Annotated in this window: 21 protein-coding genes; 6 read left to right on the forward strand and 15 right to left on the reverse strand. The window is 68.7% G+C overall.

Features of this window, described 5'->3' with window-relative positions; translation table 11 throughout:
- Positions 1-45: 45 nt before the first annotated feature.
- From C0010_RS03395 to C0010_RS03430, 8 genes are read right to left on the reverse strand one after another with little or no spacing between them, the layout of a single operon-like run.
- The gene (locus C0010_RS03395; protein ID WP_105565659.1) at positions 46-2760 is read right to left on the reverse strand and encodes a beta-L-arabinofuranosidase domain-containing protein; all 2715 of its coding nucleotides are present in this window, start codon (positions 2758-2760) and stop codon (positions 46-48) included.
- Positions 2757-4178, reverse strand: coding sequence for an aminopeptidase P family protein (locus C0010_RS03400; RefSeq protein WP_105565660.1), 1422 nt, complete (start codon positions 4176-4178; stop codon positions 2757-2759). Before C0010_RS03400 ends, C0010_RS03395 begins: the two co-directional genes overlap by 4 nt.
- Positions 4175-5458, reverse strand: a complete 1284-nt coding sequence (locus C0010_RS03405) for an alpha/beta fold hydrolase (RefSeq protein WP_105565661.1) — start codon at positions 5456-5458, stop codon at positions 4175-4177. The genes C0010_RS03400 and C0010_RS03405 overlap by 4 nt, the downstream gene beginning before the upstream one ends.
- Positions 5455-6327, reverse strand: coding sequence for an ATP-binding cassette domain-containing protein (locus C0010_RS03410; RefSeq protein WP_105565662.1), 873 nt, complete (start codon positions 6325-6327; stop codon positions 5455-5457). Before C0010_RS03410 ends, C0010_RS03405 begins: the two co-directional genes overlap by 4 nt.
- Positions 6324-7187 (reverse strand): ABC transporter ATP-binding protein, encoded by an 864-nt coding sequence (locus C0010_RS03415; protein ID WP_105565663.1) that lies wholly within the window; start codon positions 7185-7187, stop codon positions 6324-6326. Before C0010_RS03415 ends, C0010_RS03410 begins: the two co-directional genes overlap by 4 nt.
- Positions 7184-8182, reverse strand: coding sequence for an ABC transporter permease (locus C0010_RS03420; protein WP_105565664.1), 999 nt, complete (start codon positions 8180-8182; stop codon positions 7184-7186). Before C0010_RS03420 ends, C0010_RS03415 begins: the two co-directional genes overlap by 4 nt.
- The gene (locus tag C0010_RS03425; RefSeq protein WP_105565665.1) at positions 8179-9147 is read right to left on the reverse strand and encodes an ABC transporter permease; all 969 of its coding nucleotides are present in this window, start codon (positions 9145-9147) and stop codon (positions 8179-8181) included. Before C0010_RS03425 ends, C0010_RS03420 begins: the two co-directional genes overlap by 4 nt.
- A 1-nt stretch (position 9148) precedes the next feature.
- Positions 9149-10702 carry an ABC transporter substrate-binding protein gene (locus C0010_RS03430; protein WP_232531705.1) on the reverse strand — a complete coding sequence of 518 codons (1554 nt, stop codon included), beginning with the start codon at positions 10700-10702 and terminating at the stop codon, positions 9149-9151.
- A gap of 430 nt (positions 10703-11132) precedes the next feature.
- Here C0010_RS03430 and C0010_RS03435 point away from each other — a divergent pair, with 430 nt between their 5' ends.
- From C0010_RS03435 to C0010_RS03450, 4 genes are all read left to right on the forward strand, one after another.
- Entirely contained in the window at positions 11133-12647 is a 1515-nt protein-coding gene (locus C0010_RS03435) for an aldehyde dehydrogenase (NADP(+)) (protein WP_105565667.1), read from the forward strand.
- A gap of 249 nt (positions 12648-12896) precedes the next feature.
- Complete coding sequence (locus C0010_RS03440) at positions 12897-13730, forward strand: ABC transporter permease (RefSeq protein ID WP_105565916.1); 834 nt, start codon at positions 12897-12899, stop codon at positions 13728-13730.
- Between the two features lie 34 nt (positions 13731-13764).
- Positions 13765-14790: an ABC transporter substrate-binding protein gene (locus tag C0010_RS03445; RefSeq protein WP_105565668.1), complete on the forward strand. Its 1026-nt coding sequence runs from the start codon at positions 13765-13767 to the stop codon at positions 14788-14790.
- Positions 14791-14792: 2 nt separating this feature from the next.
- Positions 14793-15584: an ABC transporter ATP-binding protein gene (locus tag C0010_RS03450; protein ID WP_232531706.1), complete on the forward strand. Its 792-nt coding sequence runs from the start codon at positions 14793-14795 to the stop codon at positions 15582-15584.
- A gap of 110 nt (positions 15585-15694) precedes the next feature.
- Here the strand turns inward: C0010_RS03450 and C0010_RS03455 are convergent, their stop codons facing one another.
- The 7 genes from C0010_RS03455 to C0010_RS03485 are packed head-to-tail and all read right to left on the reverse strand — an operon-like array spanning position 15695 to position 24208.
- On the reverse strand, positions 15695-16606 hold the full coding sequence (locus C0010_RS03455) for an ROK family protein (protein WP_105565670.1): 912 nt from the start codon (positions 16604-16606) through the stop codon (positions 15695-15697).
- A complete protein-coding gene (locus C0010_RS03460) occupies positions 16603-17358 on the reverse strand; it encodes a copper homeostasis protein CutC (protein ID WP_105565671.1) in 756 nt (251 codons plus the stop codon). Before C0010_RS03460 ends, C0010_RS03455 begins: the two co-directional genes overlap by 4 nt.
- Positions 17355-18857 carry a M81 family metallopeptidase gene (locus tag C0010_RS03465; RefSeq protein ID WP_105565672.1) on the reverse strand — a complete coding sequence of 501 codons (1503 nt, stop codon included), beginning with the start codon at positions 18855-18857 and terminating at the stop codon, positions 17355-17357. Before C0010_RS03465 ends, C0010_RS03460 begins: the two co-directional genes overlap by 4 nt.
- A 1-nt stretch (position 18858) precedes the next feature.
- Positions 18859-20526, reverse strand: a complete 1668-nt coding sequence (locus tag C0010_RS03470; protein WP_105565673.1) for a dipeptide ABC transporter ATP-binding protein — start codon at positions 20524-20526, stop codon at positions 18859-18861.
- On the reverse strand, positions 20523-21359 hold the full coding sequence (locus tag C0010_RS03475) for an ABC transporter permease (protein ID WP_105565674.1): 837 nt from the start codon (positions 21357-21359) through the stop codon (positions 20523-20525). Before C0010_RS03475 ends, C0010_RS03470 begins: the two co-directional genes overlap by 4 nt.
- Positions 21356-22390: an ABC transporter permease gene (locus tag C0010_RS03480; protein ID WP_456299255.1), complete on the reverse strand. Its 1035-nt coding sequence runs from the start codon at positions 22388-22390 to the stop codon at positions 21356-21358. Before C0010_RS03480 ends, C0010_RS03475 begins: the two co-directional genes overlap by 4 nt.
- Positions 22391-22396: 6 nt before the next feature.
- On the reverse strand, positions 22397-24208 hold the full coding sequence (locus tag C0010_RS03485; RefSeq protein ID WP_105565675.1) for a peptide ABC transporter substrate-binding protein: 1812 nt from the start codon (positions 24206-24208) through the stop codon (positions 22397-22399).
- A gap of 173 nt (positions 24209-24381) precedes the next feature.
- On the opposite strand from C0010_RS03485, the gene C0010_RS03490 reads away from it, so the two are divergent.
- Together C0010_RS03490 and C0010_RS03495 are read left to right on the forward strand one after the other, a co-directional pair.
- A complete protein-coding gene (locus tag C0010_RS03490) occupies positions 24382-25542 on the forward strand; it encodes an ROK family transcriptional regulator (protein WP_158685251.1) in 1161 nt (386 codons plus the stop codon).
- A gap of 208 nt (positions 25543-25750) precedes the next feature.
- Complete coding sequence (locus C0010_RS03495; protein WP_105565677.1) at positions 25751-26194, forward strand: helix-turn-helix domain-containing protein; 444 nt, start codon at positions 25751-25753, stop codon at positions 26192-26194.
- Positions 26195-26218: the final 24 nt, after the last annotated feature.

Below are 26218 nucleotides of genomic sequence, written 5' to 3' on the forward strand. Positions count from 1 at the left end.
CAATATTAGATGGGGATCCATCGATTTGTCCACTCGGATGCGACCTCATCCGGCGGCCTCTGCCTTCGCGGGCAGGAGGATGCGCCCGCGGACGGATTCGTTGCCCGCCCGGTCGGTCGCGGTGTATTCGATCGCCTGCGGCTCGTCGGCGAGGGTGCGCAAGAAAGCCTCTTGGAACGTCGCCCAGAAGGTCCCGGCGCCTCCCCACTGGATCCTCTCCAGACCCGAGACGTCGTCGTGCGCTCTGAAGTCGATCTCGGCGCTCCCACCGAGCACCCGCACACGCGCGTCGACCGCCGGCGGCACGGTGTCGACGGGCAGTTCCCGTGCCGCGCTCCCGATGCGACCGCCAGCGTCCCGTGCCTGCGCCTCGACGCGCACGAGCCCCTCTCCCGGTACGGCGAGCTCACCGTCGACCGCCCGCCACTCGCCGCCGCCGATGCGCACGAGCGCCGGGATCGACTCACCGGTCGCGTCGCGGGCGATGACCCGCACGAGAGGCGCGCTCGTGAACCATCCGGATGTGCTGGGCGGGGCGGTGGTTTCGATCGTGACCAGCGGCGGGAGGTCGTCGCCGAGGCCGGCGGGGAGCCGCCACTCGACGACGCCCTCGCGCTCGCGCCACGACGCCGCGTCGACGTCGGCCTCAGTCACCGGCGCGGCCGCGACGTTCGGCGCGAAAGCACGCGCCGCCGCCTCCAGCACCACGGCGGTCTCGTCGCGCGTGAGCAGTCCGTCGAGCCGCGCCGAGACGACAGCTTCCGCGACACGGTCGCGGAACGCCGCTACGGTCGCGGGTGCCGGCCCGCGCCACACGTCGTCCAAGAACGTCCCGCGGTCCGCACGCGCGCGCGCTGGAACGCCCGTCGGCTCACCGGCGAACGCGATCTCGCCCGCGGTCGCACGCACGTACATGTGGTACCGATCCTCGGCGCCCGCCCACACGGGAACGAAGCGGGTGCCTGCGATGCGGACTTCGCCCTCGCGCGCCAGTTCCGTTCCGGCGTCCGCCTGCCCATCGGCGGCTGTCCGCCCGTCGAGCATGCGGCGCCCGGCGAGGGGGAGGTCCAGGAACGTGGTCCGGTCATCCCGCGCCGCAAGCACTCCGGGTCCGTAGGTCAGCGCCTGCACGTCCGGGTCATCCGGGGTCGGTTCCGCGCGCAGCACACGCGGAACCACGACCGTCAGCGCATCGCCGGATCGCCACGCGCGCGAGACCACGATGGCGCCGCCAGGCTCGGCTGCCGTCTCGACCGGCGTGCCGTTGAGTGCCACCGAGGCGGGGCCCGCGGCCCACGAGGGGATCCGGATGCTCAGCTCCGCATCGAGCGCCTCGCCATCGGGTTCGACGCGGACGACGGCGGTGTCGCTCCACGGGTAGTCCGACTCCACGATGACACTCGCGGCGTGCTCCCGCCAGCGCAGCCGCGCGGGCGACAGCATCGCGATCCACAAGCGAGGCGAGCCATCAGCCGCGGCCAGGAACGCCGTAGCCTCGTGGGTCACGTGGTTCTCGAGCCCCGTGCCGCCGCAGCACGTGCCGATGTTGTCGTACTCGGGCAGAGCGCCGGGGTCGACCGGGAACATGTAGGTCACCTCAGGGCTGGTGTCGGACGCGGCGTCGCGACGGGAACCGAGGATGTGGTTCAGCAGAGCGCGCTCCGCGTAGTCGAGGTAGGCCGGATCCTGCGTGTGCTGGAAGAGCAGTCGCGCCAACTTGATCAGGTTGTAGCTCGCGCACGTCTCAGCGTTGCGCCGACCGATGTTGCCGGCGACGGTGCCCGGCGACCCCCAGATCTCGCTCTCCCCCGTGCCGCCGTGGGCGAACATGCGGCCGGGAACGATCTGCGACCACAACCCGACCACAGCGTCGAGGTAACGGCGCTCGCCCGTCAGCTCGTACTCGTGCACGTAGCCGATGAGCTGGGGCAGGTGCTGGTTGGCGTGCATCCCGGTCAGCACGTCCTCGCCGCGCGCGCCTGCATCGATGAGCTCGTCCATGTCGAACATCCGGGCCGCATCGAGGAACGTCGGTTCGCCCGCGACGGCGCTGAGCCGCGCGAGCGTTTCGTTCATGCCGCCGAACTCTCCGGCGATGTAGAGCGACCACATGCGCTGACGGTGCTCGTGGTCGAGGCGCGAGAGCCGATTGGTGACCCAGTGCCCCATCGCCGTGGCGACCTCGAGCGCACGCGCACTGCCCACCAGCTCGTGCGCGTCGAGCAGCCCGGCCATGATCTTGTGGCACGTGTAGTAGGGCGCCCAGATCTCGCCGTAGGGCGCGAAGCCCTCGAGGCGCGAGAACTGCCACTCGCCGTACGCGGCGAGGAAGCCGGGGTGCGAGAACCGGCCCGTCGCCGCCAGCGCATCCTGCACCTCGCCGAGGCCGTCGACGATCTGGTCGACCTTGACGACGAGCTCCGGATCGCGCTCGCCGGCGGCGGCGATCGACAGCATCGACAGGAAGTGGCCCGCGTAGTGCCCGCGCAAGAGGTTCGCTGTCTGGGCGGCCTCTGCGCCGGGGTAGTCGTGCTCGCCCCAGGGTTCCTCAGCCGGATGACCGAAGTTCTCCCAGCCGCCCGGAGGCTCGGCGCCGTGGGTGTCGAGGCCCGCGTTCCTGCGGAACACGGCGAGGATCCGGTCGGCGGGGTACGCGCGGGCCAGGTGGAGCATCTCTCGCCTAGCGCGGGCGAACACGCTGCCCTCGCCAAGCTCCACGTCGCCCGGAGCGAAGGCGGCGAGCTCGGGTGCGTGCCTCATGCCAGGTGCTCCCGCGCCCAGCGCTCGATCTCGTCGGCCGAGATCGGCAGGCTCGCCGAGAGCACCTCTGACCCCGTCGGCGTGACGAGCACGTCGTCCTCGAGGCGCACACCGATGCCCCGCAGCTCCGGCGGGAGCGTGAGGTCGTGGGCGTGGAAGTACAGCCCCGGCTCGACCGTCATCACGACGCCCGGCTCGAGGTCGGCACCCATGTAATCCTCGTAGTGTGCCCGACTGCAGTCGTGCACGTCGAGGCCGAGATGGTGGCCGATGCCGCACGCGAGGTACCGGCGGTGCTGCTGGCCGTTCGGCGACAGGGCTTCGTCGACCGAGACGGGTAGGAGGCCCCAGTCATGCAGGCCCTGCGCGACGACCTCCATGGCGGCGAAGTGGAAGTCGAGGTACTGCACGCCGGGGCGCACCTGGTCGAGCCCGGCGCGGTGGGCGCGCTCGACGAGGTCGTGCACTTCGCGTTGTGCGGCGCTGAACGTGCCCCCCGCCGGGATGGTGCGCGTCACATCGGCGGTATAGAGCGAGCGGGCCTCGACTCCCATGTCGAGGAGGAGCAGCTCGTCCGGGCGCACTGTACCGTCGCACCGCACCCAGTGCAGGGTGGGCGCGTGGGTGCCTGCTCCCACAATGGTCGAGTAGCCGGGGCCGTTGCCCCACGTGCGTGCGTGGCGGTCGAACGTGCCCTGCAGCCACCGTTCACCGAGGCCGTCAGAGATGGCACGGGGCACCTCGCCGACGGTCGCGGCGAATCCGGCCACCGTCGCGTCGACGGCGAGTCGGAGCTGCCCGATCTCCCACTCGTCCTTGATCATTCGGAGCCGCGACAACTCGCGCTCGAGCTCGACCGACTCAGTGCCGCCGAGCACGCGGGCGGCCGCGCCGGAGCGCAGCACGTCGGTTGCGGACTCGAGTTCTGCGTCGAGCGCGGTGCGCGGCCGGACGTCGACGCCCAGCGCCTCGCTCCACTCGGAAAGACCCGCTGACGGCCCGACCCACAACTCTCCGTGCGTGGCGTTCGCGAAGAACCCGGTCTCTCCAGGCCGGAAAGGCGCGGGCACATACAGCGCGGCGTCATGCCCGCCGGGTCGGGGGCGCAGCACGAGCGCGGCGTCTTCCGCCTGACACCCGGATGCCCAGACGAACGCGCTGTCGGCGCGGAAGGCGTAATCGCAATCGTCGTTGCGCGTCGGCGCCGTGCCTGCGGCGAGGACGAGCGTCGCACCCGGGAAGCGTTCGCTGAGCCGTCGCCGGTGGTCTGCGCTCGCTTCGGCCGTGCCGTCAACGACGTCGGGGGCCGGCGCCGATCCGCCCCAGCCCTGCGCGATCCACTCGGTGAATGCGGGGACCTCGGCCAGGCGCGGGTAGCGGGTTCCGGCGTACGGCGGCCGTGCGTCGGTTTCGGTCATCGGATCTCTCCCCCTCGGTCTCGGATGATCTCGCGCAGGCGCGTAAAGGTATGGCCCGAGCCGATGCCGTCGTGCTCGAACTCGTTCGTCACCCATCGCGCTGAGTTGCCGAGCCTGCCCAGTGTGTCCAGCTGGAGCCCGGCGTCGACGAACATGTCGTCGAAGTACACGGCCGCCGCTACGGGGACCTCGTTCGCGGCCAAGCGCTCGAGGTCGTAAAGCGAGGACCAGTCGGATTTCTCCGCGAGCGCCGAGACTGCGGGCGCAAAGCCCCGGAGCGTACGGATCTCATCGAACATCCATGGGAACGCCATCTCGCCCGTGAACAGCAGCGGCCGGCGGCCTTCGCCGAACTCGGGTCGGCGATCGCGCTCGGCCTGCGCGGCCCACCCGGTCGGCCCGTGGTCAGGGTCGCCGTAGATCGATTCCTGGAGGGTCCAGAACAGAGGGTTCCCCGCCGTGGACGTCAGCGCCATGACATCGTGCAGGAACTTCTCCGAGAAGCGCCCTGGTCGCACGAAAGCATTCTCGATCAGCCAGTGCAGGCGCTCGTGGCCCGGCTTCATGCCCATGTCGATGCCGAGCGACTGGAACCGCCGCACGGTGAGCCGGTCGCCGTCGGGGAGGCGCACGTCGCCCGCGGCGAGGGCGTCAGCGATCTGTGCGACGCGCTCACGGTCATCCGGATACCGCCGGTACAGCTCGCCCGTCTTGTCGGCGACCCTGTCGAACGTGCGCCGGTACACCTCGCTCGCTTTCGGCGGTGTGCCTGGGACACCGCCGCAGATGCAACTCGCGGCGAGGCCCTCCGGCGCGAACGACAGGTATGTCAGCGTGATCCAGCCGCCGAAGCTCTGCGCGAGCGTCGCCCACCGGCGCCCACCGTAGACCGTCTTCCTGACATGCTCCATGTCGCGCACGATCGAGTCGGCACGGAAGTGCGACAGGAACTCGGCGCCCGCCGCTCCGTCGCCTCGCTCGGACACGACCTGCGCGTCGACCGGCGTGCTCGCCCCGGTCCCCCGCTGGTCGACGAGGACGACGCGATACGACCGGAGGGCTTCGTCGATCCAGCCGTCGCGGCGGAGTGGGCGCGGCCCCTCGCCGCCCGGCCCGCCCTGCAGGTACGTCAGCAGTGGCAGATCGTCGCGGTCGTTCTCGGGGTCGACCAACTCGCGCACGAACAGTTCAATGCTCTCGCGCTCCGGGTCGCTCCAGTCGAGCGGCGCATTCACGCGCCGCTCGACCACTCGCATGCCGGGCAGCATGTAGGTCGTCATCGGGCTCCGGCTCCGTTCTGCTCGGTCTCGGTCCGTGCCTGCTCCGCGGCGCGGCGACGTGCGTCCCACTCCGGGTTGATGCGCGGCAAGGCCCGCAGAAGCGTGCGCGTGTACTGGTGCTTCGGGTTTCCGAAGACCTCGTCGCGGTCGCCCGTTTCGACGACCCGCCCCTGAGTCATCACGGCCACGCGGGTCGCGATCTGGCGGACGACGGCGAGGTCGTGCGCGATGAAGAGGTATCCGAAACCCTCCTCGCTCTGGAGGTCGCGGAGCAAGTTGATCACCTGTGCCTGGACCGAGACGTCCAACGCCGAGACCGCCTCGTCGCAGATGACGAGACGCGGGCTCACGGCGAGGGCACGAGCGATGCCGATGCGCTGAGCCTGGCCGCCCGAGAACTGTGCGGGGCGCCGGTCGGAGTGGTCGGGGTTCAGCCCGACGCGCTCCATCAACTGCCTCGTGAAGGCACGGGCGCCGCCGGGGATCTTCCGCTTCTGGTAGATCAGCGGCCCCGTGATCAGCTGCTCGACCGTCAGGCGCGGGTTCAGTGACGAGAACGGGTCTTGGAAGATCACCTGCACGCCGCCTCGGAACGCATGGAGCTGGCGGCTCTTGAGCTTCGTCACGTCGACGCCGTCGAACTCGATCGTGCCGGCCGTGGGCTCCATCAACCGTGCGACGAGGCGCGCGGTCGTCGACTTGCCCGAGCCGGATTCACCGACGATCGCTAGGGTCTCCCCGCTGTCGACCTGTAGAGACACATCGTCCACGGCGCGGAACGCAGGCCCGCGACCGAAGAGACTGCGCCGGGGCGAGGGGAACTCCTTGACAAGGCCGGTCACGCGGCACAGCGGTTCGTGGGCGCTCATCGGTCGTCTCCCGGCATGGTCGCGATCGTGTCAGTCGTGCGCATCGTCCCGATCACGTCGTCGATGCGCGGCACGGCGTCGAGGAGCCGACGCGTGTAGTCGTTCCGCGGCCCGCAGAAGATCCCCTCCGTCGTGCCGTGTTCGACCATCTCGCCCTCTTTCATCACGATGATGTTCTCTGTGACCTCGCTCACGACCGCGAGGTCGTGCGTGATCAGGATCAGGCTCGCTCCCGTGGACGACTGCACTTCGGCGAGGAGATCGAGGATCTGCGCCTGCACCGTGACGTCGAGCGCCGTGGTCGGCTCGTCGGCGATGATCAGTTCCGGCTCCATCGCGAGCGCCATGGCGATCATGATGCGCTGGCGCATGCCGCCGGAGAACTGGTGCGGGTAGTGGTCGACGCGGCTGGCCGCGTCGTGGATGTGCACCCGTTCGAGGGCCTCGATCGCGACCCTTCGTGCCTCGCGGCGCGAGACGCCCGCGCGGTGCGAGCGGTACGCCTCGACGATCTGCGTGCCGACTCTGTAGTACGGGTTCAGCGACGACAGCGGGTCCTGGAAGATCATCGCTGCGCGGTCGCCGCGGAAGCTGCGCATCTGCCGCTCCGAGTACGTGCCGAGGTCGATGCCGTCGAAGCGGATCGTTCCGCGCTTCGTGCCGCCCTTCGGCAGCAGCCCCATGACCGCGAGGCTCGTCATCGACTTGCCCGACCCCGATTCACCGACGATGCCGAGGGAGCCGCCTCTGGGCAGCTCGAACGACAGGTCGCGGACGACGTCGGTCTCGCCCGCGGCGGTCCGGAAGGAGACACTGAGCTCTTCGACCGACAGCAGCGGCCCATCCGCCTGCGCGGTCATGCCTGCGCCGCCGTTCGCACGCGCGGATCGATCACTGAGTAGAGCATGTCGATGACGAAGTTTCCAATGATGACGAAGAAGGCGGACAACAGGGTGACGGCCATGATGACGGGCTGGTCGTTGCTCGTGATCGAGTCGGCCGTGAGTTTGCCGACGCCGTTGAGGCCGAACACCTTCTCGGTGATCAGGGCGCCGCCGAGCAGCGCTGCGATATCCATGCCGAACATCGTGACGATCGGCGTGAGCGCCGGGCGCAGCGCATGGCGGCGCCAGACGAGGCTCGGCCGGAGTCCCTTCGCCCGCGCGGTGCGCACGAAGTTCTCCTGCATCGTCTCGATGACGTTCGCCCTCGTAAGGCGGGTGTACACGGCCATATAGGTGATCGACAGCGTGATCCACGGCATCAGGAAGTTCAGGAACCACTGCACCGGGTCGTCAGCGAACGGCACCGCCTGCGGGAACGGCAGCCAGCCGAGGGCGACCACCAGCACGAACTGCAGGATGAGGGCGAAGACGTAGTTCGGAATCGACATCGCTCCGAGCGTGAGCCCTGCGAGGAACTTGTCGAGGAACTTCCCCTCCTTCGCGGCGCTGAGCACGCCGGCGGTCACCCCGCCGAGGAGCCACAGCACGGCCGCGCCGAGGGCGATCGTGATCGAGATCGGGAGACGCTGCACGATCATGTCGCCGACCAACTGGCTGGTCTGGAAGGAGTATCCGAGGCACGGCGCACCGCACGCGACCTCGTCGCCGGCAATCATGAAGGTGCGCCCCACGAACAGCCCGCGCACGTAGTCGAAGAACTGCTGCCAGAACGGCAGGTCCAGGCCGAGGCTGTGCCGGATCTGGTCGATCCGGTCGGGCGTGCAGTTCTTGCCGCAGATCTGTACAGCCGGATCGGGCGAGAGCACGAAGAAGATGACGTACGTGAACAGCGTGACGAGGAACAGCACGATCACCATGCCGAGTACGCGGTTGAGTGCCAGGCGGATCATCCGCGCACCTCCCCCGCCTCGGCGATCGCTCGCAACCGGTCACCGAGCGTGGTGAACGACATCACGAGGAACAACAGGAACGCGCCGGGGATGACGAAGTACATGGGGTCCACCGCGTAATAGGGGGCGGCAGACGCGATCATCTGGCCCCAGCTGGGGGTCGGGGGAACGACGCCGACCCCGAGGAACGAGAGGCCGGCCTCCGTGCCGACATAACCGGGAACCGCGAGCGCCGACATGACGACGATCGTCGACTGCAGGTTCGGCAGGATCTCGCGGAAGATGATCTGCAGGTTGGTTGCACCGGATGCGCGGGCCGACTCGACGAACTCTCGCTCCTTCAGCGTCAGGGTCTGCGAGCGCACGATGCGCGCGAGATACGGCCACCCGAACAGAGAGATCACCAGCACGAGCAGCAGGACCCGGTTGTCCGCGGGCAGAGCCGAGAGGATCGCGATCATGAAGATGAGCGCAGGGAACGCCATCAGGAATTCCATCACCCGCGAGATGAACGCGTCGACCTTGCCGCCGAAGTATCCGGCGAGCATGCCGAACACGACGCCGAGGACGGTGGTGATGATGGTGGCGCTGAGCGCGACCGTGAGCGAGACGCGGGCGCCGTAGACGATGCGCGCGAAGATGTCGCGCCCGTTGCCTGGTTCGACGCCGAACCAGTGCTCGGCACTGATCCCGCCCAGAGGTCCGATCGGCATGGCGCCCATGTTGGGGTCGATCGCATCCTGATCGAATTCGTACGGACCCCAACCGCTGATCTTGACGATCAGCGGGGCGAAGATCGCCATGAGAACCATCAGCAGGATGAAGACGCTCGACAGCATGGCCGGCACGTCTTTGACGAACGCCCGACCGAAGCGGCCGCGGGCCCGCGACGACGGCTCGAACCCTTCGAAGGAAGAGCCGTCGTCGCGGGCAGCCGAGGTCAGGCTAGAGGAGACCGACGTCATCTCAGCCCTTCGTGGGGTCCAGCAGGCCAACGATCGTCAGGTCGGTCATGTTGGTGTTGGGGTAGTAGCCGCCGATGTTCTCGCCGGGCACGAAGATGCCGTTCTCGAGCACGAGCGGAGCGACCGGAGCGCTCTCCATGATCTGCTCGTCGAGGTCGCCCCACGCCGCGTTCGCCTCGTCGCCGGGGCCCATCGCCATGATCTCGTCGATCCGCTGGTTGACGGCCTCGTCGTCGAACTGCGCGAGGTTCTGGTTGCCGCGGTCGGTGATGTTCCGGCCGTCGAACAGCGGCGGGATGAACGTGCTGGCGCTGGAGGCCCAGTCGGGGCACCATCCGGTGATCGCCGCGTTGTTCTGTTCGGACGGCGTCGCGATCGTCTCGTAGTAGATCGATGCGTCGATCACGTTGAGATTCACGTCGAAGCCGGCTTCCGCGAGCGACTCCTGCACCGCCTCGGCCTGCGCCTGGGCGACCGGGTTGGTCCGGATGTCGAGCGTGAAATCGACGCCGTCCTCGTACCCGGCTTCGGCGAGGAGCTCCTTCGCCTTCTCCGGGTCGCCGGCGTTGTCCTCGCTCGGGTACAGGTCGAAGTCCTTGTGACCCGTGACGCTCGGCGGAACGATCGTCGTTGCGACGTCGGCGAGCTGCGTTCCACCCGAGGCGTTCTGCACCGACGCGCGGTCGATCGCGTAGTTGACCGCCTGGCGCACCTTGACGTCGTCGAACGGCGCCTTCGAGGTGTTCAGCCCCATGTAGGTCGTGCAGTACGCGGGCGCCGTAATGGCCCGCTCCTGGAGCTCGGGCGTCTGGATGCGCGCGAGCGTTGCCGTACCGATCTTCGACGCGATCGCGTTCTGATCGGCGCCCTGGCCCGCAATCATGCGCTCGTCGATCGTGGCCGGGTCGATGCCGATCTCGAAGTCCCACTCGTCCGGGTACGCCTTGCGCACGTCGTCGCTCTCGGGTTCCCAGTGCTCGTTGCGAACGAGGTGGATCGAGCTGCCCGGCGTGTACGACTCGAGGGTGTAGGGCCCGGACGCGATGACGTCGTTGATGAAGTCATCGCCGCCGCCGGAACCCTCGGGGAACGGCACGGCGTTCGCCTGAGCGACCACGTTGTCGAACTCGGGGTACGGGGCCTTCAAGTGGAACACGATCGTCTTGTCGTCAGGGGTCTCGATGGTGGGCAGATCGCCGCTGACGTACGGGCCCTCGTAGCCCTCGGGCGCGTCGATGACGTTCTTGAGGTAGGGCGACCCGATGCCGATCTGCGGGTCCCACGCGCGCGAGATCCCGAACTTCAGTTCGGCGGAGGTGATCGGGTCGCCGTTATCGAAGTAGATGTCGTCCTTGAGCGTGTACGTCCAGGTGAGGCCGTCTTCCGACGGAGTCCCCATCGACTCCGCCAGGTCGGGAACGATCGCGTTCGGGTCTTCGGCGTCACCGGCTGCCTGCATCGTGAGGCCGCGGTACATCAGTCGGTAGAAGGCGTTCACGCCGCCGTCCCAACCGCGCGCAGGGTCGAGGTAGGAGAAGTCGGTGTTCTGCAGCATGTGGACGGTGCCGCCTTCCTGGGGCGTGCCCGTGCTGCCGGCGCCCTCGGATGGGGCTTCACCGCCGCCCCCTCCTCCGCCGCCGCAGCTGGCGAGAGCAAGAGAGCCGATGACGGTCACGGCGGCCAGAGCCGCCTTCGGAAAACGGGATGTGGGTCGCTTGGGACCAGCTGAGCTTCGTCGCATACGGGGACAGTAACAGCGGCGGTGTGACAGTGCAATGTGCAATCACACCATCGTTACACTGCCGTTCCGTGCCGGAAACACGCACCCCTGGCCCACGGACGCTCCATGCTCGGCCGTGGGCGCCGGCCGTGATCCCCGGGTGCAATTGCACTGGTAGCCTGCACCCACAGTCCCCCGACCGAGCGCCCGGCGCCTGCCCGCCAGGCGCGGCGACCACGTTCCTCCGCCCCGAAAGGACGACAGCATGACCACCCTGACCACCACAGACCCCCGAACTGGGGTGACCGTCGACACTGACATCACGGCAACCTCGGCGGAAACGGTCGCGCAGATCGCGGCTCGCTCGGGCGAAGCGTTCCGCGATCTGCGCTCCCGCCCACGCGAGTGGCGCGCAGGCCTGCTCCGGGCGCTCGCCGACGGCTTGGAGGAGCGCCGCGAGGCTCTTATCGGCGCGGCAGCGAGCGAAACCGGCCTCGCCGAAGCCCGCCTGAACGGCGAGCTGTCGCGCAGCGCCTTCCAGTTCCGGATATTCGCCGACGCGGTCGAGGACGGCGGCTACCTCGAGGCGATCATCGACCACGCGAGTGAGACTCCGCTCGGGCCGGGGCCCGACGTGCGCCGCATGCTGGTTCCGATCGGCCCCATCGCCGTCTTCGGTGCAAGCAACTTCCCGTTCGCCTTCTCCGTCGTCGGCGGCGACACCGCGTCGGCGATCGCAGCGGGCAACCCCGTCGTCGTCAAGGCGCACAGCTCGCATCCCGTGACCTCGCAGCGCTCCTATGACGCCCTCACGGCGGCCGCGAACGCGTACGGCGCGCCGAACGGCACCTTCGGCATCGTGTACGGACAGCAAGCGGGCTCGGCGCTGGTCGCCGATCCGCACATCACGGCCGTGGGATTCACCGGATCCCTGCATACGGGCAAGATCCTGCAGGGCATCATCGACGAGCGCCCGACCCCGATCCCCTTCTTCGGCGAACTGTCGAGCCTGAACCCACTCGTCGCCTCGAGCGGCGCGGTCGCCGCCCGCGCCGAGGCGATCGGCGAGGGACTGTTCGGCTCGGTGACGGGATCGGCCGGCCAGCTGTGCACGAAGCCCGGCATCGCGTTCGTGCCAGCGGGCCCTGCGGGCGATGCCGTTGTGTCCGACATCGTCGCCCGCGCCGAGTCCGCGGCAGCCCAGACGCTGCTCAATTCGCGCATTCACGGCGCCTTCGACGACATCCGCGCTCGACTCATCGACGAGGGCGGTGCACGCAGCCTGGTCGCGCCCCGCACGGGCGACGCCGGCTTTTCTCTGAGCCCCGCCGTGCTGGAGATCGACGCGCCAGATGTCACCCCTGCCGTCGCAGAGGAGGCCTTCGGCCCGCTCGTCGTCCTAGTCCGCTACCGAGAGATCGACGAGGTGCGCCGCGCCATCGAGCTTGTACCGCGCTCACTCACGGCGACGATCCACACCGAACCGGACGAGGTCGATACACGAGCGGCCCTCACCGACGCCGTCGAAGACCTCGTCGGCCGCATCGTGTACAACGGCTACCCGACGGGCGTGCGGGTCGCGTGGGCGATGAACCACGGCGGCCCGTGGCCGGCGACCAACACCCAGCACACATCGGTCGGCGTCACGGCAGTCCGCCGCTTCCTGCGCCCGCTCGCCTGGCAGGACGCTCCCGAGGAGGTCCTGCCAGAGGAGCTGCGCGACGGCAGTGCCGACATCCCCCGCCGAGTGGACGGCGTGCTTCACCTAGCCGCTGAGTGAAGTCGACCGGACGAGGCGGCGCGGATGCAGGGGCATTCCGAGATCCCGTGCATCCGCGCCGCTCCCGATCGAGCTCGCCCCCTGGGCAACTGCTCGGGTAGGTCAGAAGTCGATTTGACACTCCCTCTGCCCGATGTTTGCATGGGCTCGGGATAACGCTTTCCCGCGTCGGATCCCGCCGACGACACCGCCTCTTCACGACGATGTGGAGCACATATGACGACATCTCAACAGAACGCCACTGAGGCCATGGCGACAGCCGCCGCGCGTCCGGCGAATCGGACCCCTCTGCTCGTCCGATGGTGGCTCAACAGCTGGCACCCGGTCGTGTTCCTGATCGTGCTCTTCGTCGCATGGTGGATCGCGACGGAATCGGGGGCGGTGGCGCCGTACATCCTTCCCTCCCCTGCTGACACCTGGGCGGCGTTCGCCAACAGCCCGGCGTACCTCATGCAGAACACGTGGGTGACGACGTACGAGACGGTCATCGGCTTCGTCATCGCCGTCGTCCTCGGCCTGCTCGTCGCCGTCGTGATGGTCTACTCCAGCGGGCTGGAGAAGACGCTCTACCCGATCATCCTGTTCGCCCAGGTGATCCCGAAGATCGCGATCGCGCCGCTGTTCATCGTGTGGCTCGGCTTCGGCATGGGGCCCAAGATCCTCGTCGCCGTGCTGATGGCGTTCTTCCCCGTGGTGATCTCCGGACTCTCGGGACTGCGGTCGGTCGACCCCGAGATCCTCCAGCTGACGTCGACCATGGGCGCTGGCCGCATCAAGACGTTCCTCAAGGTGCGCCTGCCCGCCGCTCTCCCCGAGCTGCTCGGCGGCCTCAAGGTCGCGGCCACGCTCGCGGTCACGGGCGCGGTCGTCGGTGAGTTCGTCGGCGCGAACGAGGGCCTCGGCTACGTCATCCTGCAGGCGAACGGCAACCTCGACACCGCGATGCTCTTCGCCGCGCTCATCATCATGTCCCTCATGGGCGTGCTGCTGTTCGCGATCATCCAGATCGCCGAGCGCTTCCTCATCCCGTGGCACGCGTCGCGGCGCGGCACCGGCTCATCCGTCGCCCGCGCGGGCGCATAGCACTCAAGACAACCCATCGAAGGAGATGGCAATCATGAACCGCAAGACTCGTATCCTCGCCCCCATCGCACTCGCCGGTGCCGGAGCGCTCGCCTTCGCAGGCTGCGCTGGCGGCTCGGGGGCTCCCGTCGAAGAGAACGCCGAGGGCAATGCTTCGGTGACCCTGATGCTCAACTGGTACCCCTATGGTGAGCACGCTCCGTTCTACTACGGCGTCGAACAGGGCATCTTCGAGGAGCACGGCATCGACCTCACGATCGAGGCCGGCCAGGGCTCGACAAAGACCACGCAGGCCGTCGGCCAGGGCCAGGTCGATTTCGGCTGGGCCGACAGCCCCGCCGTCATGGCGAACATCGACAAGGGTGTGCAGGTCAAGAGCACGGGCGTCTTCCTCCAGACCACGCCGTCGGCCGTGCAGGTCTTCGCAGACTCGGGCATCGAAGCACCCGAGGACCTCAAGGGCACGACGATCGCCGTCTCCGCCGGAGACGCTCCGACGACGACGTTCCCGCTGTACCTCGAAGCGGTGGGCCTGCAGGAATCCGACGTCAAGCAGCAGAATCTCGACCCCGCAGGAAAGATCTCGGCCGTGCTGTCGGGTCAGGTCGATGGCCTGATCGGCTTCGCGCATGACCAGGGGCCCACGATCGCGGCGGAGAGCGGCAAGGAGATGAACTACCTCCGATACTCGGATGCCGGCCTGAACTTCTACAGCAACGGCATGATCGCGTCGAACGACATGATCGAGTCGAATCCGGAGCTCGTCGACGAGCTGATGCAGGCGACCAGCGAGGCTTTCTCGGCGGCCGCCGAGGATCCGGCAGCCGCCGTCGCGGCGATGGAGGGCAAGGATCCGCAGATGCCTTCGGCGGATGTGTTGCAGGGCCAGTGGGAGGAGACCATCAAGCTCCTCGAGACCGAGGCCACGGCCGGCCAGGTGCCGGGCACGAACGCCGCGGAGGACTGGGAGTCGACGATCGAAGTGCTCTCGGGCGCAGGCCTCTCGGCCGAGGGCGCCACGGTTGACACGTACTACACCGACGAGTTCCAGCCGGAGTGATGATGAGCGCAGTTGCCCAGAAGACCGCGGCCGTCGCGGTAGACGACGTAGACATCACCTTCGCCTCGAAGCGCAGCAAGGTGACGGCCCTGCAGGACATCAACCTGCACGTCGAGCAGGGAGAGTTCGTCACGATCGCCGGACCCTCGGGTTGCGGAAAGTCGACGCTCCTCAAGGCTGTTGCCGGGCTCACCCTGCCCTCGGCGGGTTCCGTTCAACTGCGAGGCGAGCAGGTGAAGGGTCCGCGCCAGGACATCGGCTACGTGTTCCAGCGCGCCGCACTGCTCGAATGGCGCAGCGTACGCGGCAACATCCTCCTCCAGGCGGAGATGCGCGGAATGGACTCGACGGCCGCCCGCAAGCGCGCCGACGAGCTCATCGAGATGACGGGCCTGACGGGGTTCGAGAAGGCCCTGCCGCACGAGCTGTCGGGCGGCATGCAGCAGCGCGTCTCTCTGTGCCGAGCGCTGCTGCACAAGCCGAGCGTGCTGCTCATGGACGAGCCCTTCGGCGCGCTCGATGCTCTCACCCGGGAACGGATGAACATCGAGCTGAACCGCATCTGGGCGGAGACCGGCACCACGGTCATGCTCGTGACGCACTCGGTTGCCGAGGCCGTGTACCTGGCCAGCCGCGTGATCGTGATGAGCCCGCGCCCCGGCCGCATCATCGAAGAGCACACGGTCGATCTGCCGAAGCGTCGCGGCTACGCGGAAACGCTCGAGACCCCGGAGTTCCACCGGGTATCGGCACGCGTGCGCGAACTCCTCGGCGCCAGCGGCGCGGAGGAGTGAGCAGCCGACGGGTCGTCTCCCCGACACCCGCAGAAGACGCCCTCGTGGTCACTCGGCCGTTGCCGAACCGGGCGACCACGAGGGCGCTTCGCTGCGGTAGTTCGCATGCCTCAGCCGCGGTTCACCGCCGCGCCCGCCCGAGCGAGCACATCCGCCGCCACAGCGGCCGCACCGCGGGCTCCCGCCCACACGCCGAGGGATGCCAGCTTCACCTCGGGCAGGACGTGGAATGTCGCCTCGGTGCGCGCATGCGCCACGGCCGGCTCGACGGTCCACTCGGGTGAGCGTGCGACGCCGCCGCCGACGACGATCAGCGCCGGGTCGACCACGGCGCTGACGTTGAGGATCGCGCGGCCGAGGGCGCGGGCCGCATCATCGAGCACGGCCACCGCCGCCTCGTCGCCCGCATCCGCTGCCTCGACGACGTCGCGCGCGTTCGAGTCCTGGCGCTCCGCGCCGCGCTCGCTCCACCGAAGGCCCAGCTGCTGCCCGCCGATCGCCGTCTCGAGGCACCCCCGCTGACCGCACGAGCACCTCACGCCGTTGTCGGCGACGGGCACGTGCCCGATCTCACCGGCCCCGCCGTGGGCGCCGCGATGCACCGAACCCTTCAGCACGTGAGCCCCTGCGATGCCCGTGCCGAGCACGATCACGAACACGTCGCCGCTGCCGCGGCCGGCACCGAAACGCGCCTCGGCGATCGCCCCCGCCTCGCCGTCCTGCACGGCGACGCCCGGCATCGCGAGCTGCTCCGACAGGAGCTCGGCCGGCGCGACGCCGTTGAGCCACGGCAGGTTCGCGCTGCGCCCCACGACGCCGTTCGACGGGTCGAGCGTGCCCGCCACCGTGACAGCGAACGACCTCACCGGCGTTGGCGACGCGTCGATGAAGCGGCCCGCAGCACCCCCGAGTTCGGCCAGCGTGCCCGTCGGCACGGTCTCGCGCGCGAGCACCGCGCCGCCGTCATCGACGAGCAGAAGCTTGGTGTGCGTGCCGCCGTAGTCGATGCCCAGCGCGCTCAACGTTCTCCTCGCAGCACGGCCTTGATCGCGCGGGCTTCGTCGGCATCCGCGGTGTGGAACACGGCTTCTCCGGCGCTGGCCGCGCTTCCGAGACCCACCGCCAACCGTTCGACGACGGCCTTCTTCGCCGACGCATGGACGGCGTCGACGCCGGTTTCGGCCAGCTCCCCCGCGTTCGCCGACGTCACGCCGGCGCCCGCCATGATCTGCACGCGCCCGCGAGCACGGCCCGCGAGCCGCCGAAGCGTACCGATCCCCTCGAGAGCCGACGCAGCACCGCCGGATGTCAGAACGCGCGTCACGCCCAGATCAGCGAGCAGGTCAACGCCTGCTCCCTGATCCGCGAGTTGGTCGAACGCGCGGTGGAACGTCACTTCGGCGTGCCCGACGGCCTCGCTCACCCGCGTTGTGAGCGTCACATCGATCGCACCGTCCGCGAGCCCGCCGACGACCACGCCGGCAGCGCCGAGCGCAACGGCCCTGGCTGAATCCGCCACGATCAGTGCCTTCTCCTGTTCGTCGTACTCGAAGCCGCCCTCGCGGGGCCGCACGAGCACGTGCACGGGCACGCCCGTGGCGACAGCCGCTTCGATCAGACCGGATGACGGGGTTACGCCGCCGGTCGACAGCGCCGTGCACAGCTCCATCCGGTCGGGTCGGACGTCGGCCGCGACGACGAGGCCGCGCACGTCCTGCACGGCCAGTTCGAAGCTCAGTGCCCGGCCGCCGGTTTCCGGTACCGAAGGTCTCATGCGTCCTCGAAGCCGCGCACGTAGTCGCGGCCCTGCAGCACGGCAGCCGAGAGGTCGGGCCGCTCGGCGAACTCGTCATACGGGAACATCGGGCGCGCGATGCGGCTGTGACCGAGCCGCTCGAGGTCCTGGTCGACGGGCCCGGGCGTCAGCGCGAGCGTCCAGCCCTTGGCCACGTCGTACAGCGTCGGCTCGAGGTACCCGATCTTCGTAACCACGATGTCGGCCTCGGCGGGCTCGAGCCCGAGCGCCTGGAAGTCGGCGACGTCGTGGAAAGCCTTGCGGAACTCCGTGACGATCGCCCGGATGCCGCCGACGCGGATCACGGCGATGCGGCCGGCCGCGGGGTCGCCCTCGTGGAACGACTCGAGCACACCGGTGATGCGCACCGGCTCGGAAACGCGATGGTCGACGCGGGCCCCAGCCGTGATGTCGACCGCAGACCCCACCTCGACCGAGGCGAGCGCCGGCACGGCGTCGTGGTCGAAGATCGAAGCGACGTACGTCACGGGGGCATCGTCGCCAGTGAGCTCGGGCCTCTCGAGCAGCCGGGCGAGCGTCCACGTCACGTCACCCGATCCGCCTGCGCCGGGGTTGTCACCGGAGTCGCTGATCAGGTAGGGCTTCTCACCCTCATGTGCCAGCGCCGATGCGACCGCCTCGTCGAGCGAGCCGGGGGGCCCGACGAACTCGAACGCGTCGCGGGCGTCCCACACCTCGCCGGCGATCCGCTCGGCCTCCGCCGTGATCACGTCGATGTCGTCGCCCGTGACCATGACCGTGGCGTGGCAGCGCGGTTCATCCGCCCACGCGTAGCCGATCCAAAGGCCGAGGTCGCTGATGCCCGGCCTCTTCTCGACGTCGTCGAGCTGCGCGTAGAGGGATCGAGCGGGCTCGACGCGCGTCGAGGTCTTCTCGCCGGGAAGCAGGATCGGCACGCGCACCCATGCCGTCATCGGTTTCTCGCCCCGGCCGAGCCACTCGACCAGACGCGCGGCGGAGCGCTCCTTCGTCTCCCACGCGTCCTCGTGCGGCGCGAGGCGATAGCAGGTCGGCAGGTCCAGGGCGAGAGCGAGCGTCTCCGACATGTTGCCGTGCAGGTCCATGGGCGCGGCGATCAGCGCATCGGCGCCGACGACCTCGCGCACGGCGGTGACGAGGTCTCCCTCGGCATCGTCCATGCCGACGACGCTCATCGCACCGTGGATGTCGAAGTACACCCCGTCGATGGGGCCGGCCTCACGCAAACCGGCCACGATCCGCTGCTTGAAATCGTCGTACACCTCGCGACGCACGGCGCCGCCGGGGATGGCGCGCGCCATGAAGATCGGCAACCACTCGGCCGCCGCGCGCAGCGGCGCGCCCTCGGTGAGGAAGGCATACCGTGCGAACAGGGCGTCTCCTGTCAGCACCGGGAAGTCGCGGTAGTCGGCCTTGTGTGCCGCATACGCGCTCGACTCGATCGCGATGCCGACGATGGCGATACGGGGAAGGGTCATGTCACATCTCCATGAGCCCGGCTCGCGCGGCACGGCGCTCTCGCTGGGCAACGGGGTCGGGCGAAGGCACGGATGCCAGGAGTTCCTGCGTGTAGCGCTCGCGCGGGGCGCGCAGCACGTCGCCGGTGCGCCCCTGTTCGACGATGCGGCCGGACCGCATCACGATGACACGCTCCGTGAGCTCGTTGATCACACCCAGGTCATGGCTGACGAACAGGCAACCGAAGCCGAGCTCGGCATGCAGTGAACGCAGCACGTCGAGCACCTCCGCCTGCACCGACACGTCGAGCGCGCTGGTCGGCTCATCGGCGACCAGGAGGCGCGGCTTGAGCACCAGTGCGCGGGCCAGACCGACGCGCTGGCGCTGACCGCCCGAGAACTCGTGCGGGTAGCGGCCGGCCGAGTCGGCGGGCAGACGCACGGCATCGAGCAGCTCGGCGACGCGCTTGCGGCGGTCGCGGCCCGACATCCTCGGCTCGTGGATCGCGAGCGGCTCGGCGATCGACTCCCCCACGGTCATCCGGGGGTCCAGGGACCCGCCGGGGTCCTGGAACACGACGCCGACGTCGCGCAGCATGCGGCGAGCGCGACGACCGCGCACGCGGTGCATCTGTTCGCCGAGCAGGGTGAGCTCGCCGGATGCCGCTGGCAGCAGACCCAGCGCGAGCTTGCTGACCGTCGACTTGCCGGATCCGGATTCGCCGACCAGGCCGACGAACTCGCCCGCACCGATGGCGAAGCTGATGTCGTGCACGGCCGGGACGTACCGGCCGCCCACGCGATAGCCGGCCGTCACGGCGGCGAGGGAGATGACCGGCGATTCCGGCGTCTCGAACTCATGTGCGGCCCCGGCGGCATCCACCCCGCCGAACGACGCGGGCGGAAGCGCCGGGATCGCCGCGAGCAGGCTCTGCGTGTAATCGTGCGTCGGTGCCGTGAGCACCTGTGCCGCCGTGCCGGATTCGACGACTCGTCCGTGCCGCATCACGAAGACGCGGTCGGCGAGATCGGCGACGACGCCCATGTTATGCGTGATGAGCAGCAACCCGGTGTCGCGCTCCTGCACGAGCCGACGCAGCAGGTCGAGGATCTCGGCCTGCACCGTCACGTCGAGCGCCGTGGTGGGCTCGTCGGCGATGATGACCTTCGGCTCGCATGCGAGGGCGATGGCGATCACAACGCGCTGGCGCTGGCCGCCCGAGAGCTCGTGCGGGAACTGCGCGGCGCGCCGCTCCGGCTCGGGGATGCCCACCTTGGCCATGAGCTCGACCGCGCGCTCGCGTGCTTCCGCCTTCGTCGCAGAGGTGTGGTTGCGGATGGCCTCGGCGATCTGGGCGCCCAGCGTCATCGTCGGGTTGAGCGCCGTCATCGGCTCCTGGAACACCATGGAGACGACGCGGCCGCGCAGCGAGTCCATCGTGGCCGCATCGGTGCCGATCACCTCGGCGCCGCCCACGGTGATCGATCCGTTCGCGGTGGCGGTGCGCGGGAGCAGGCCCATCGCCGCGAACGATGTGACCGACTTGCCGGACCCGGACTCACCGACGAGGGCGACGACCTCGCCGGGACGAACGTCGAGGGTGACGCCGCGGACGGCATCCTCCTTCTGCCCGGCGAATCGCACACGCAGGTCGTCGACGCGGAGTACCGCGGAAACGGGCTCGGTCATGCCGTCTTTCCCTTCACGTCGAAGGCATCGCGCAGGCCGTCGCCGATGAAGTTCAGCGCACAGACGACGAGCACGATCGCGATACCGGGCGGCAGGATGAGCCACCAGGCGCTCTGGTAGATGAGGCCGAGGCCGTCGCTGAGCATCGCTCCCCAGTCGGTCGCCGGGGGCTGCAGGCCCATGCCGAGGAAGCTCACGTAGGCGACGAGCAGGATCGCGTCGGCCACCTGGAAGGTCGCATTGACGACGACGGTGCCGACGGTGTTGGGAACGATGTGGCGGCCGACGATGCGTGTGTGGGAGGCCCCCATCGCGCGGGCGGCGACCACGTAGTCACGGGTCTTCACCGACAGGGCCTCGGCGCGCACCAATCGGGCGGGCACGAGCCACGAGACGACCCCGATGACGACGATCATGATGCCGACGCTCGGCTGCACGATGCTCGACAGCACGAGCAGGAGGAAGATCGCCGGGATCGCGATTCCGGCATCGACGATGCGCATCATCACGGCGTCGACGACCCCGCCGATGTAGCCGGCGATCGCACCCCACAGTGTGCCGATCACGGTGGCCAGCAGGCCGGCGAAGATGCCGACGAGCAGCGAGGTGCGCCCGCCGATCATGAGGCGGCCGAGCACGTCGTAGCCGAGCGCGTCGGTGCCGAGCGGATGCCCCTGCTCGCCGGGCTTCAGATCGGCGATCTCGAGGTTGGTGTGCACCTGATCCGTCGGGTACAGCAGCGGCCCGATCGTCACGAACAGCACCGCCAGTGCGAGAATGACGAGCCCGACGACCGCCAACTTGTTCTGGGCGAAGCGCTTCATGAAGCTCATGCGAGGCCTCCCCGGATGCGCGGGTCGAGGACCGCCTGGATGATGTCGGCCAGCAGAGACCCGATGACCGTGGCGACGGAGATGACGAGCACGCAGCCCAACAGCACGGGGAAGTCGCTCGACTGCGCGGCGCTCCAGAACAGCAGGCCCATTCCCGGGTAGTTGAAGAGCTGCTCGATCACGAGCGCGCCGCCGAACATCACCGGCAGCTGATAGCCGAGCATGGCGATCACGGGCGTCAGGGAGTTGCGCAGGAGGTGCTTCGACAGCACACGACGGAACGGCGTTCCCTTCGAACGGGCCGTGCGGATGTAGTCCTCGCTGAGGTTATCGAGCGCGGACGAGCGCATGTAGCGGCTGAAGTTGGCCACGAGCGGGATCGCGCCCGTGAGCACCGGCAGGATCAGGCGCGCGGGCTCGGCCAGCACGGCGGCGACGGTCTCGCCCTGCGGGGCATTCGCCGGCAGCACGCCGAGCGTCTGGCTGAAGATCATGATGAGCAGCATGCCGAGGAAGAAGCTCGGCGTGGAGTAGGCGATGATCGCCAGCGTCGAGAGCGTGTAGTCGGCGCCGCGGTTGCGGCGCACCGCCTGGAAGATGCCGACGGGGATGGCGATGACCAGCGCGATCACCAGTGACAGCCCGGTCAGCAGCAGCGTCTTCGGAAGGCGCATGCTGATGGCGTCGGCCACCGACATGTTGAGCAGGAACGACTGCCCGAGATCGCCCGTGAGCAGGCGGCCGAGGAACGCGAAGTACTGCTCCCACAGCGGGCGGTCATAGCCCTGCTCGTGGTTGAACTGCGCGATCTGCTCGGGCGTGGCCTGCACCCCGAGCACGCCGCGCGCGGGGCCGCCCGGCAGCATCTGCAGCAGCACGAAGACGACGATGGTGACCACGAAGATCACGACGAGCGCCTGCGCGATGCGGCGCAGCAGGAAGAACAGGAACGGGTGGCGGCGCGGCCGCTTGCCCGCGACCGCCGCCTGCGCGGCGACGGTCGCGGGGAGCGAATCAGGAGTCGAGCTCACGGGTGGTTACTTCTCCCAGCCCCAGCGCTGCGGGTGGAAGTTGCCCAGCGAGTCCTGCTCAATGCCGGTCATTCCCTGGCTGATGACCGACACCTGGTAGACGGGGTTCGGCACCCACATCACAGGAAGCTGCGTCGCGCCGTAGGCCGAGTACTCCTGCATCGCGGTCTCGTCGCCACCGGCGAGCGTGGCTTCGATGAGCTCGTCCATCTTCTCGTCGCTGTACGAGCCGAAGTTCGAGCCGCCGCTGGTCGAGAAGAGCTGCTCACCGGTCGGGTAGGCGGGGAAGTACCACGAACCCGCGGTGCCGAAGAAGGGCAGTTCCCACGTGCACTCGGGCGAATCCGCCTCGCACGACGGGATCGAGCCGAGCACCGTGTTCAGAGGGGCTTCTTCGATCGTGACGCCGACGCCGGCCTCTTCGAAGGTCGACTTCATCGTGGCGAACATGTTGTCCGTCTCGGTGCTGCCGCTCTGAGTGAGGATCGTGATCGCGAGCTTCTGCCCATCCTCGATGCCGTCACCGCAGTCGGCGCCGGTGGCGCACTCGTAGATGCCGTCGGACCCGAGCGTCCAACCGTTGTCTTCGAGGAGAGCGGTCGCGGCGTCCGGATCGAACGGGTACGGGTTCTCGCGCTGCTCGTCGGACAGGAACTTGTTGTCGGGGTTCTGCGGCACCGGGCCGTAGCCCGGGTTCGCGGCGCCGTGCCAGACCGTCTCGGAGATCGTGTCCTGATCGATCAGCTGCTGCAGGGCCTGGCGCACGTACAGCTGCGAGTAGACGGGACCCATCTCGAGGTTGTTGAAGTTGTACGGCAGGTACGTGATGGCCCAGCCGTCCCAGTTCACGACGTCATAGCCGAGGTCTTCGTACTGAGCCGAGTTGTCGAGTTCGTTGGTCGGAATGTAGCCGTAGTCGACCTCGCCTGAGCGCACGGCGGCGACCTCTGCATCGACGCTGGTGAAGGGCAGGAAGTTGATCGTCTCGGACTGCGCGGCGTCGTCGCCGTCGTAGGCGTCGTTCTTGACGAGGGTCACCTTGCCGCTGTCGCTGAAGCTGTCGAGCGCGAGCGGGCCGCTCGTGGTGTCGAAGAGCGGGTTGCCGGCGTAGCCACCGAGGTCCTCGCCCTCCGCGATCAGGTACTCCCAGATCTGCTTCGCGCCCTCTTCGGTCTTCGCGAGCTCGGGGTCGGGGGTGCCGCCGTCCTCCGTGATGCTCCACGCGTGCGCCGGGATGGGCACGATCAGGGTGAGCTGCGAGGCGAGCAGCCACTCCTCGTTGTAGGAGCCGTCGAAATTCAGGACGACGGTCTTGTCATCCGGCGTCTCGACCGACTCGATGAGGTCGGGCATCGCGCCGGCGCGGTAACTGCCCCAGACGTCCTTGTTCGCCTTGACGAGATCGAGCCAGAACGCGACGTCGGCCGACGTGACCGCCTCGCCGTCCGACCACGTGCGCTCGTCGAGCGTGATCGTGACCTTCGTGTCGTCGTCGCTGAACTCGACGGTGTCTGCCAGGTCGGCGGTGGGGACGCGGTCGACGGTGTCGCCCGCCGAACCGTCGTACGCGATGAGCGGCTCGTACAGCGAGCGGATCATCGCAGAGTTGTGCGACGTCATCTTGCCGGCGGTGGCGAGCGGAATCATCCAGTTCGGGGTCGCGTTGGCCGGCAGGGCGTAGTTGACCTCACTCGTATCGCCGCCGGTCGCGGCGCCGCCCGCTCCTCCCGAGCATCCGGCGATGAGACCGACCGCCGCGATGGCGCCGAGCGTGGTCAGTGCGGCCCTGCGGCCGCGGGATGCGATGTTCGCTCGCATGTGTCCTCCTGGTGATACCCGCGCGGCGTCGCACGGGATGGGCGTGTGGAGCAGATCCGCTCCTACGGTAGCCGAACAAAGTTCATCCGCCAATAGTATTAAGTGTCACGAATAAGTTAATCCGGTACCGTAAGAAGTCGATGCGCACGAAGTATCGCTGCGAGGGGGCACCCATGACGCGCACCAGCAACAGCACGGCCGAGAACCACGTACTCGCCGTGATCGGGTCGGGCCGCGCTCGTTCGCGCCGCGAGATCTCACAGATCCTGAGCCTGTCGCCCTCGACGGTGTCGCAGCACGTGCAGTCCCTGTTGGCCCAGCGCCTGATCGAAGAAGGTGAGGCTCGCGGCTCGACGGGAGGTCGCCGCGCGAAAGAACTCCGGCTCGCGGGCGACGCCGACCTGATCGGAGCGATCGACCTCGGCGGCGCCCACGCGCGCCTGGCCGTCGTGCCGCGCGGCAAGCCTCTCGACAGCAGCGCGGAGATCCCGGTCACGATGAGCGACGGCCCTCGCTCCGTGCTCACCGCGTGCATCGAGGAATTGCGCCGGATGGCCGGTGCCGCACCGCTGGCCGGCGTCGGCATCGCCCTCCCCGGCCCCGTCGATTCGGACACGCGCGGCGTCGTGAGCCCGTCGCGCATGCCCGGATGGGCGGACGTCGACATCAGCGCGTTGTTGAGCGAGATCGCCGGCGTTCCTGCGGCGATCGAGAACGACGCGAACGCGATGGCGATCGGCGAGCACTTCGCGCATTCACCGTCGGCGACCGCCTCGATCACAGTGAAGGCCGGCACGGCCATCGGCGCAGGCATCGTGATCGACGGGCAGATCTACCGCGGGGCGGCGGGAGTCGCTGGCGACATCACACACACCAGAGTCTCGGCCGCGCACGACCGCCAGTGCTCGTGTGGGAATCGCGGTTGCCTCGAGACGGTCGCCTCGGGCGCCGCGCTCGTCCGCCTGTTGCGAGAGGAAGGCGTCGACGCCGACTCGACCACCGAAGTGCTCGCGCTGGTGCGCGACGCCCACCCCGTCGCCACACGGCTGGCGAGGGAATCCGGCCACCATCTCGGCGAGGTGCTGTGCGCCGTCGTCAACTTCTTCAACCCGAGCGCGCTGTATGTGAGCGGTGCGCTGACGTCGCTCGAGCCGTTCATGTCCGCCCTTCGCAGCGAGATCTACGAGGGCTCGCACCCGTTGATGACGCGGGACCTCACCATTGCCCCAGCGGCGCTCGGGGCAGACGCCGCGCTCGTGGGCGTTGCGCGGGAGGTCAATGAGCTGCTGGCGCGGCTGACACACGGGTCCGGCGGAGGAGCCAGCGGCCCTTGAGACGGCGGCCGATACCCTGCGGTGCCAACGGCTCCGATATTTCCTCTCCAGGCCGCCGACTTTCCACCTTCCAGAGACCTCCCGCTCCCTCACACCTCATCGCCACGGTTGCAGTTATAAGTGAAACCACGTACGCTGAAGCGCACAGACGGCGACACTCACCCCTCAGCGCCGCTTCGATACCAATGCGATTAAGGAGCTGCGCAGCATGCCGACCCAGCTACTCGAGCCCGGTGCGATCCTCATCGAGGACCAGGTGCGCGAAGAGGCACGGACCGTTGTCGAGACCGTCCGCGACCGAAGAATCGTCGGCACGAAGGTCGTCCTCGACGATGCCACCGAAGTCGAGCTTCCCGCCGAACTCGCCGAACTCGTCAGCTTCGTGCTCTCCGGCGTCACGCAGGGTTCTCTGTCCATCCGTTCGACTCCGGACGAACTCACCACGCGCACGGCATCGCAGTTGATCGGCATCTCGCGCCCGACCCTCATGAAGCTCGTCGAGCAGGGCGAGATCCCCAGCCACAAAGTCGGCACGCATCATCGCTTCGCTCACCGAGACGTGGTCGATTTCGTCGCCCGCCGCCGAGAAGAGCAGCGCCGTGCTCTCGTTGCACTTCGTGGGATCGACGAGGAGTTCCCCGAGGACGACTGAGCTCAGGGAACGTCAGTGGTGCTC

It is taken from the genome of Microbacterium halophytorum (genome assembly GCF_002970975.1).
GTDB classification, from domain to species: domain Bacteria; phylum Actinomycetota; class Actinomycetes; order Actinomycetales; family Microbacteriaceae; genus Microbacterium; species Microbacterium halophytorum.

Excerpts from the sequence above, each read along its gene's own strand:
- C0010_RS03395 (WP_105565659.1), bottom strand. The coding sequence starts at position 2,760 with ATGAGGCACGCACCCGAGCTCGCCGCCTTCGCTCCGGGCGACGTGGAG.
- C0010_RS03400 (WP_105565660.1), bottom strand. The coding sequence starts at position 4,178 with ATGACCGAAACCGACGCACGGCCGCCGTACGCCGGAACCCGCTACCCG.
- C0010_RS03405 (WP_105565661.1), bottom strand. The coding sequence starts at position 5,458 with ATGACGACCTACATGCTGCCCGGCATGCGAGTGGTCGAGCGGCGCGTG.
- C0010_RS03410 (WP_105565662.1), bottom strand. The coding sequence starts at position 6,327 with ATGAGCGCCCACGAACCGCTGTGCCGCGTGACCGGCCTTGTCAAGGAG.
- C0010_RS03415 (WP_105565663.1), bottom strand. The coding sequence starts at position 7,187 with ATGACCGCGCAGGCGGATGGGCCGCTGCTGTCGGTCGAAGAGCTCAGT.
- C0010_RS03420 (WP_105565664.1), bottom strand. The coding sequence starts at position 8,182 with ATGATCCGCCTGGCACTCAACCGCGTACTCGGCATGGTGATCGTGCTG.
- C0010_RS03425 (WP_105565665.1), bottom strand. The coding sequence starts at position 9,147 with ATGACGTCGGTCTCCTCTAGCCTGACCTCGGCTGCCCGCGACGACGGC.
- C0010_RS03430 (WP_232531705.1), bottom strand. The coding sequence starts at position 10,702 with ATGCTGCAGAACACCGACTTCTCCTACCTCGACCCTGCGCGCGGTTGG.
- C0010_RS03435 (WP_105565667.1), top strand. The coding sequence starts at position 11,133 with ATGACCACCCTGACCACCACAGACCCCCGAACTGGGGTGACCGTCGAC.
- C0010_RS03440 (WP_105565916.1), top strand. The coding sequence starts at position 12,897 with ATGGCGACAGCCGCCGCGCGTCCGGCGAATCGGACCCCTCTGCTCGTC.
- C0010_RS03445 (WP_105565668.1), top strand. The coding sequence starts at position 13,765 with ATGAACCGCAAGACTCGTATCCTCGCCCCCATCGCACTCGCCGGTGCC.
- C0010_RS03450 (WP_232531706.1), top strand. The coding sequence starts at position 14,793 with ATGAGCGCAGTTGCCCAGAAGACCGCGGCCGTCGCGGTAGACGACGTA.
- C0010_RS03460 (WP_105565671.1), bottom strand. The coding sequence starts at position 17,358 with ATGAGACCTTCGGTACCGGAAACCGGCGGCCGGGCACTGAGCTTCGAA.
- C0010_RS03465 (WP_105565672.1), bottom strand. The coding sequence starts at position 18,857 with ATGACCCTTCCCCGTATCGCCATCGTCGGCATCGCGATCGAGTCGAGC.
- C0010_RS03470 (WP_105565673.1), bottom strand. The coding sequence starts at position 20,526 with ATGACCGAGCCCGTTTCCGCGGTACTCCGCGTCGACGACCTGCGTGTG.
- C0010_RS03475 (WP_105565674.1), bottom strand. The coding sequence starts at position 21,359 with ATGAGCTTCATGAAGCGCTTCGCCCAGAACAAGTTGGCGGTCGTCGGG.
- C0010_RS03485 (WP_105565675.1), bottom strand. The coding sequence starts at position 24,208 with ATGCGAGCGAACATCGCATCCCGCGGCCGCAGGGCCGCACTGACCACG.
- C0010_RS03490 (WP_158685251.1), top strand. The coding sequence starts at position 24,382 with ATGACGCGCACCAGCAACAGCACGGCCGAGAACCACGTACTCGCCGTG.
- C0010_RS03495 (WP_105565677.1), top strand. The coding sequence starts at position 25,751 with ATGCCGACCCAGCTACTCGAGCCCGGTGCGATCCTCATCGAGGACCAG.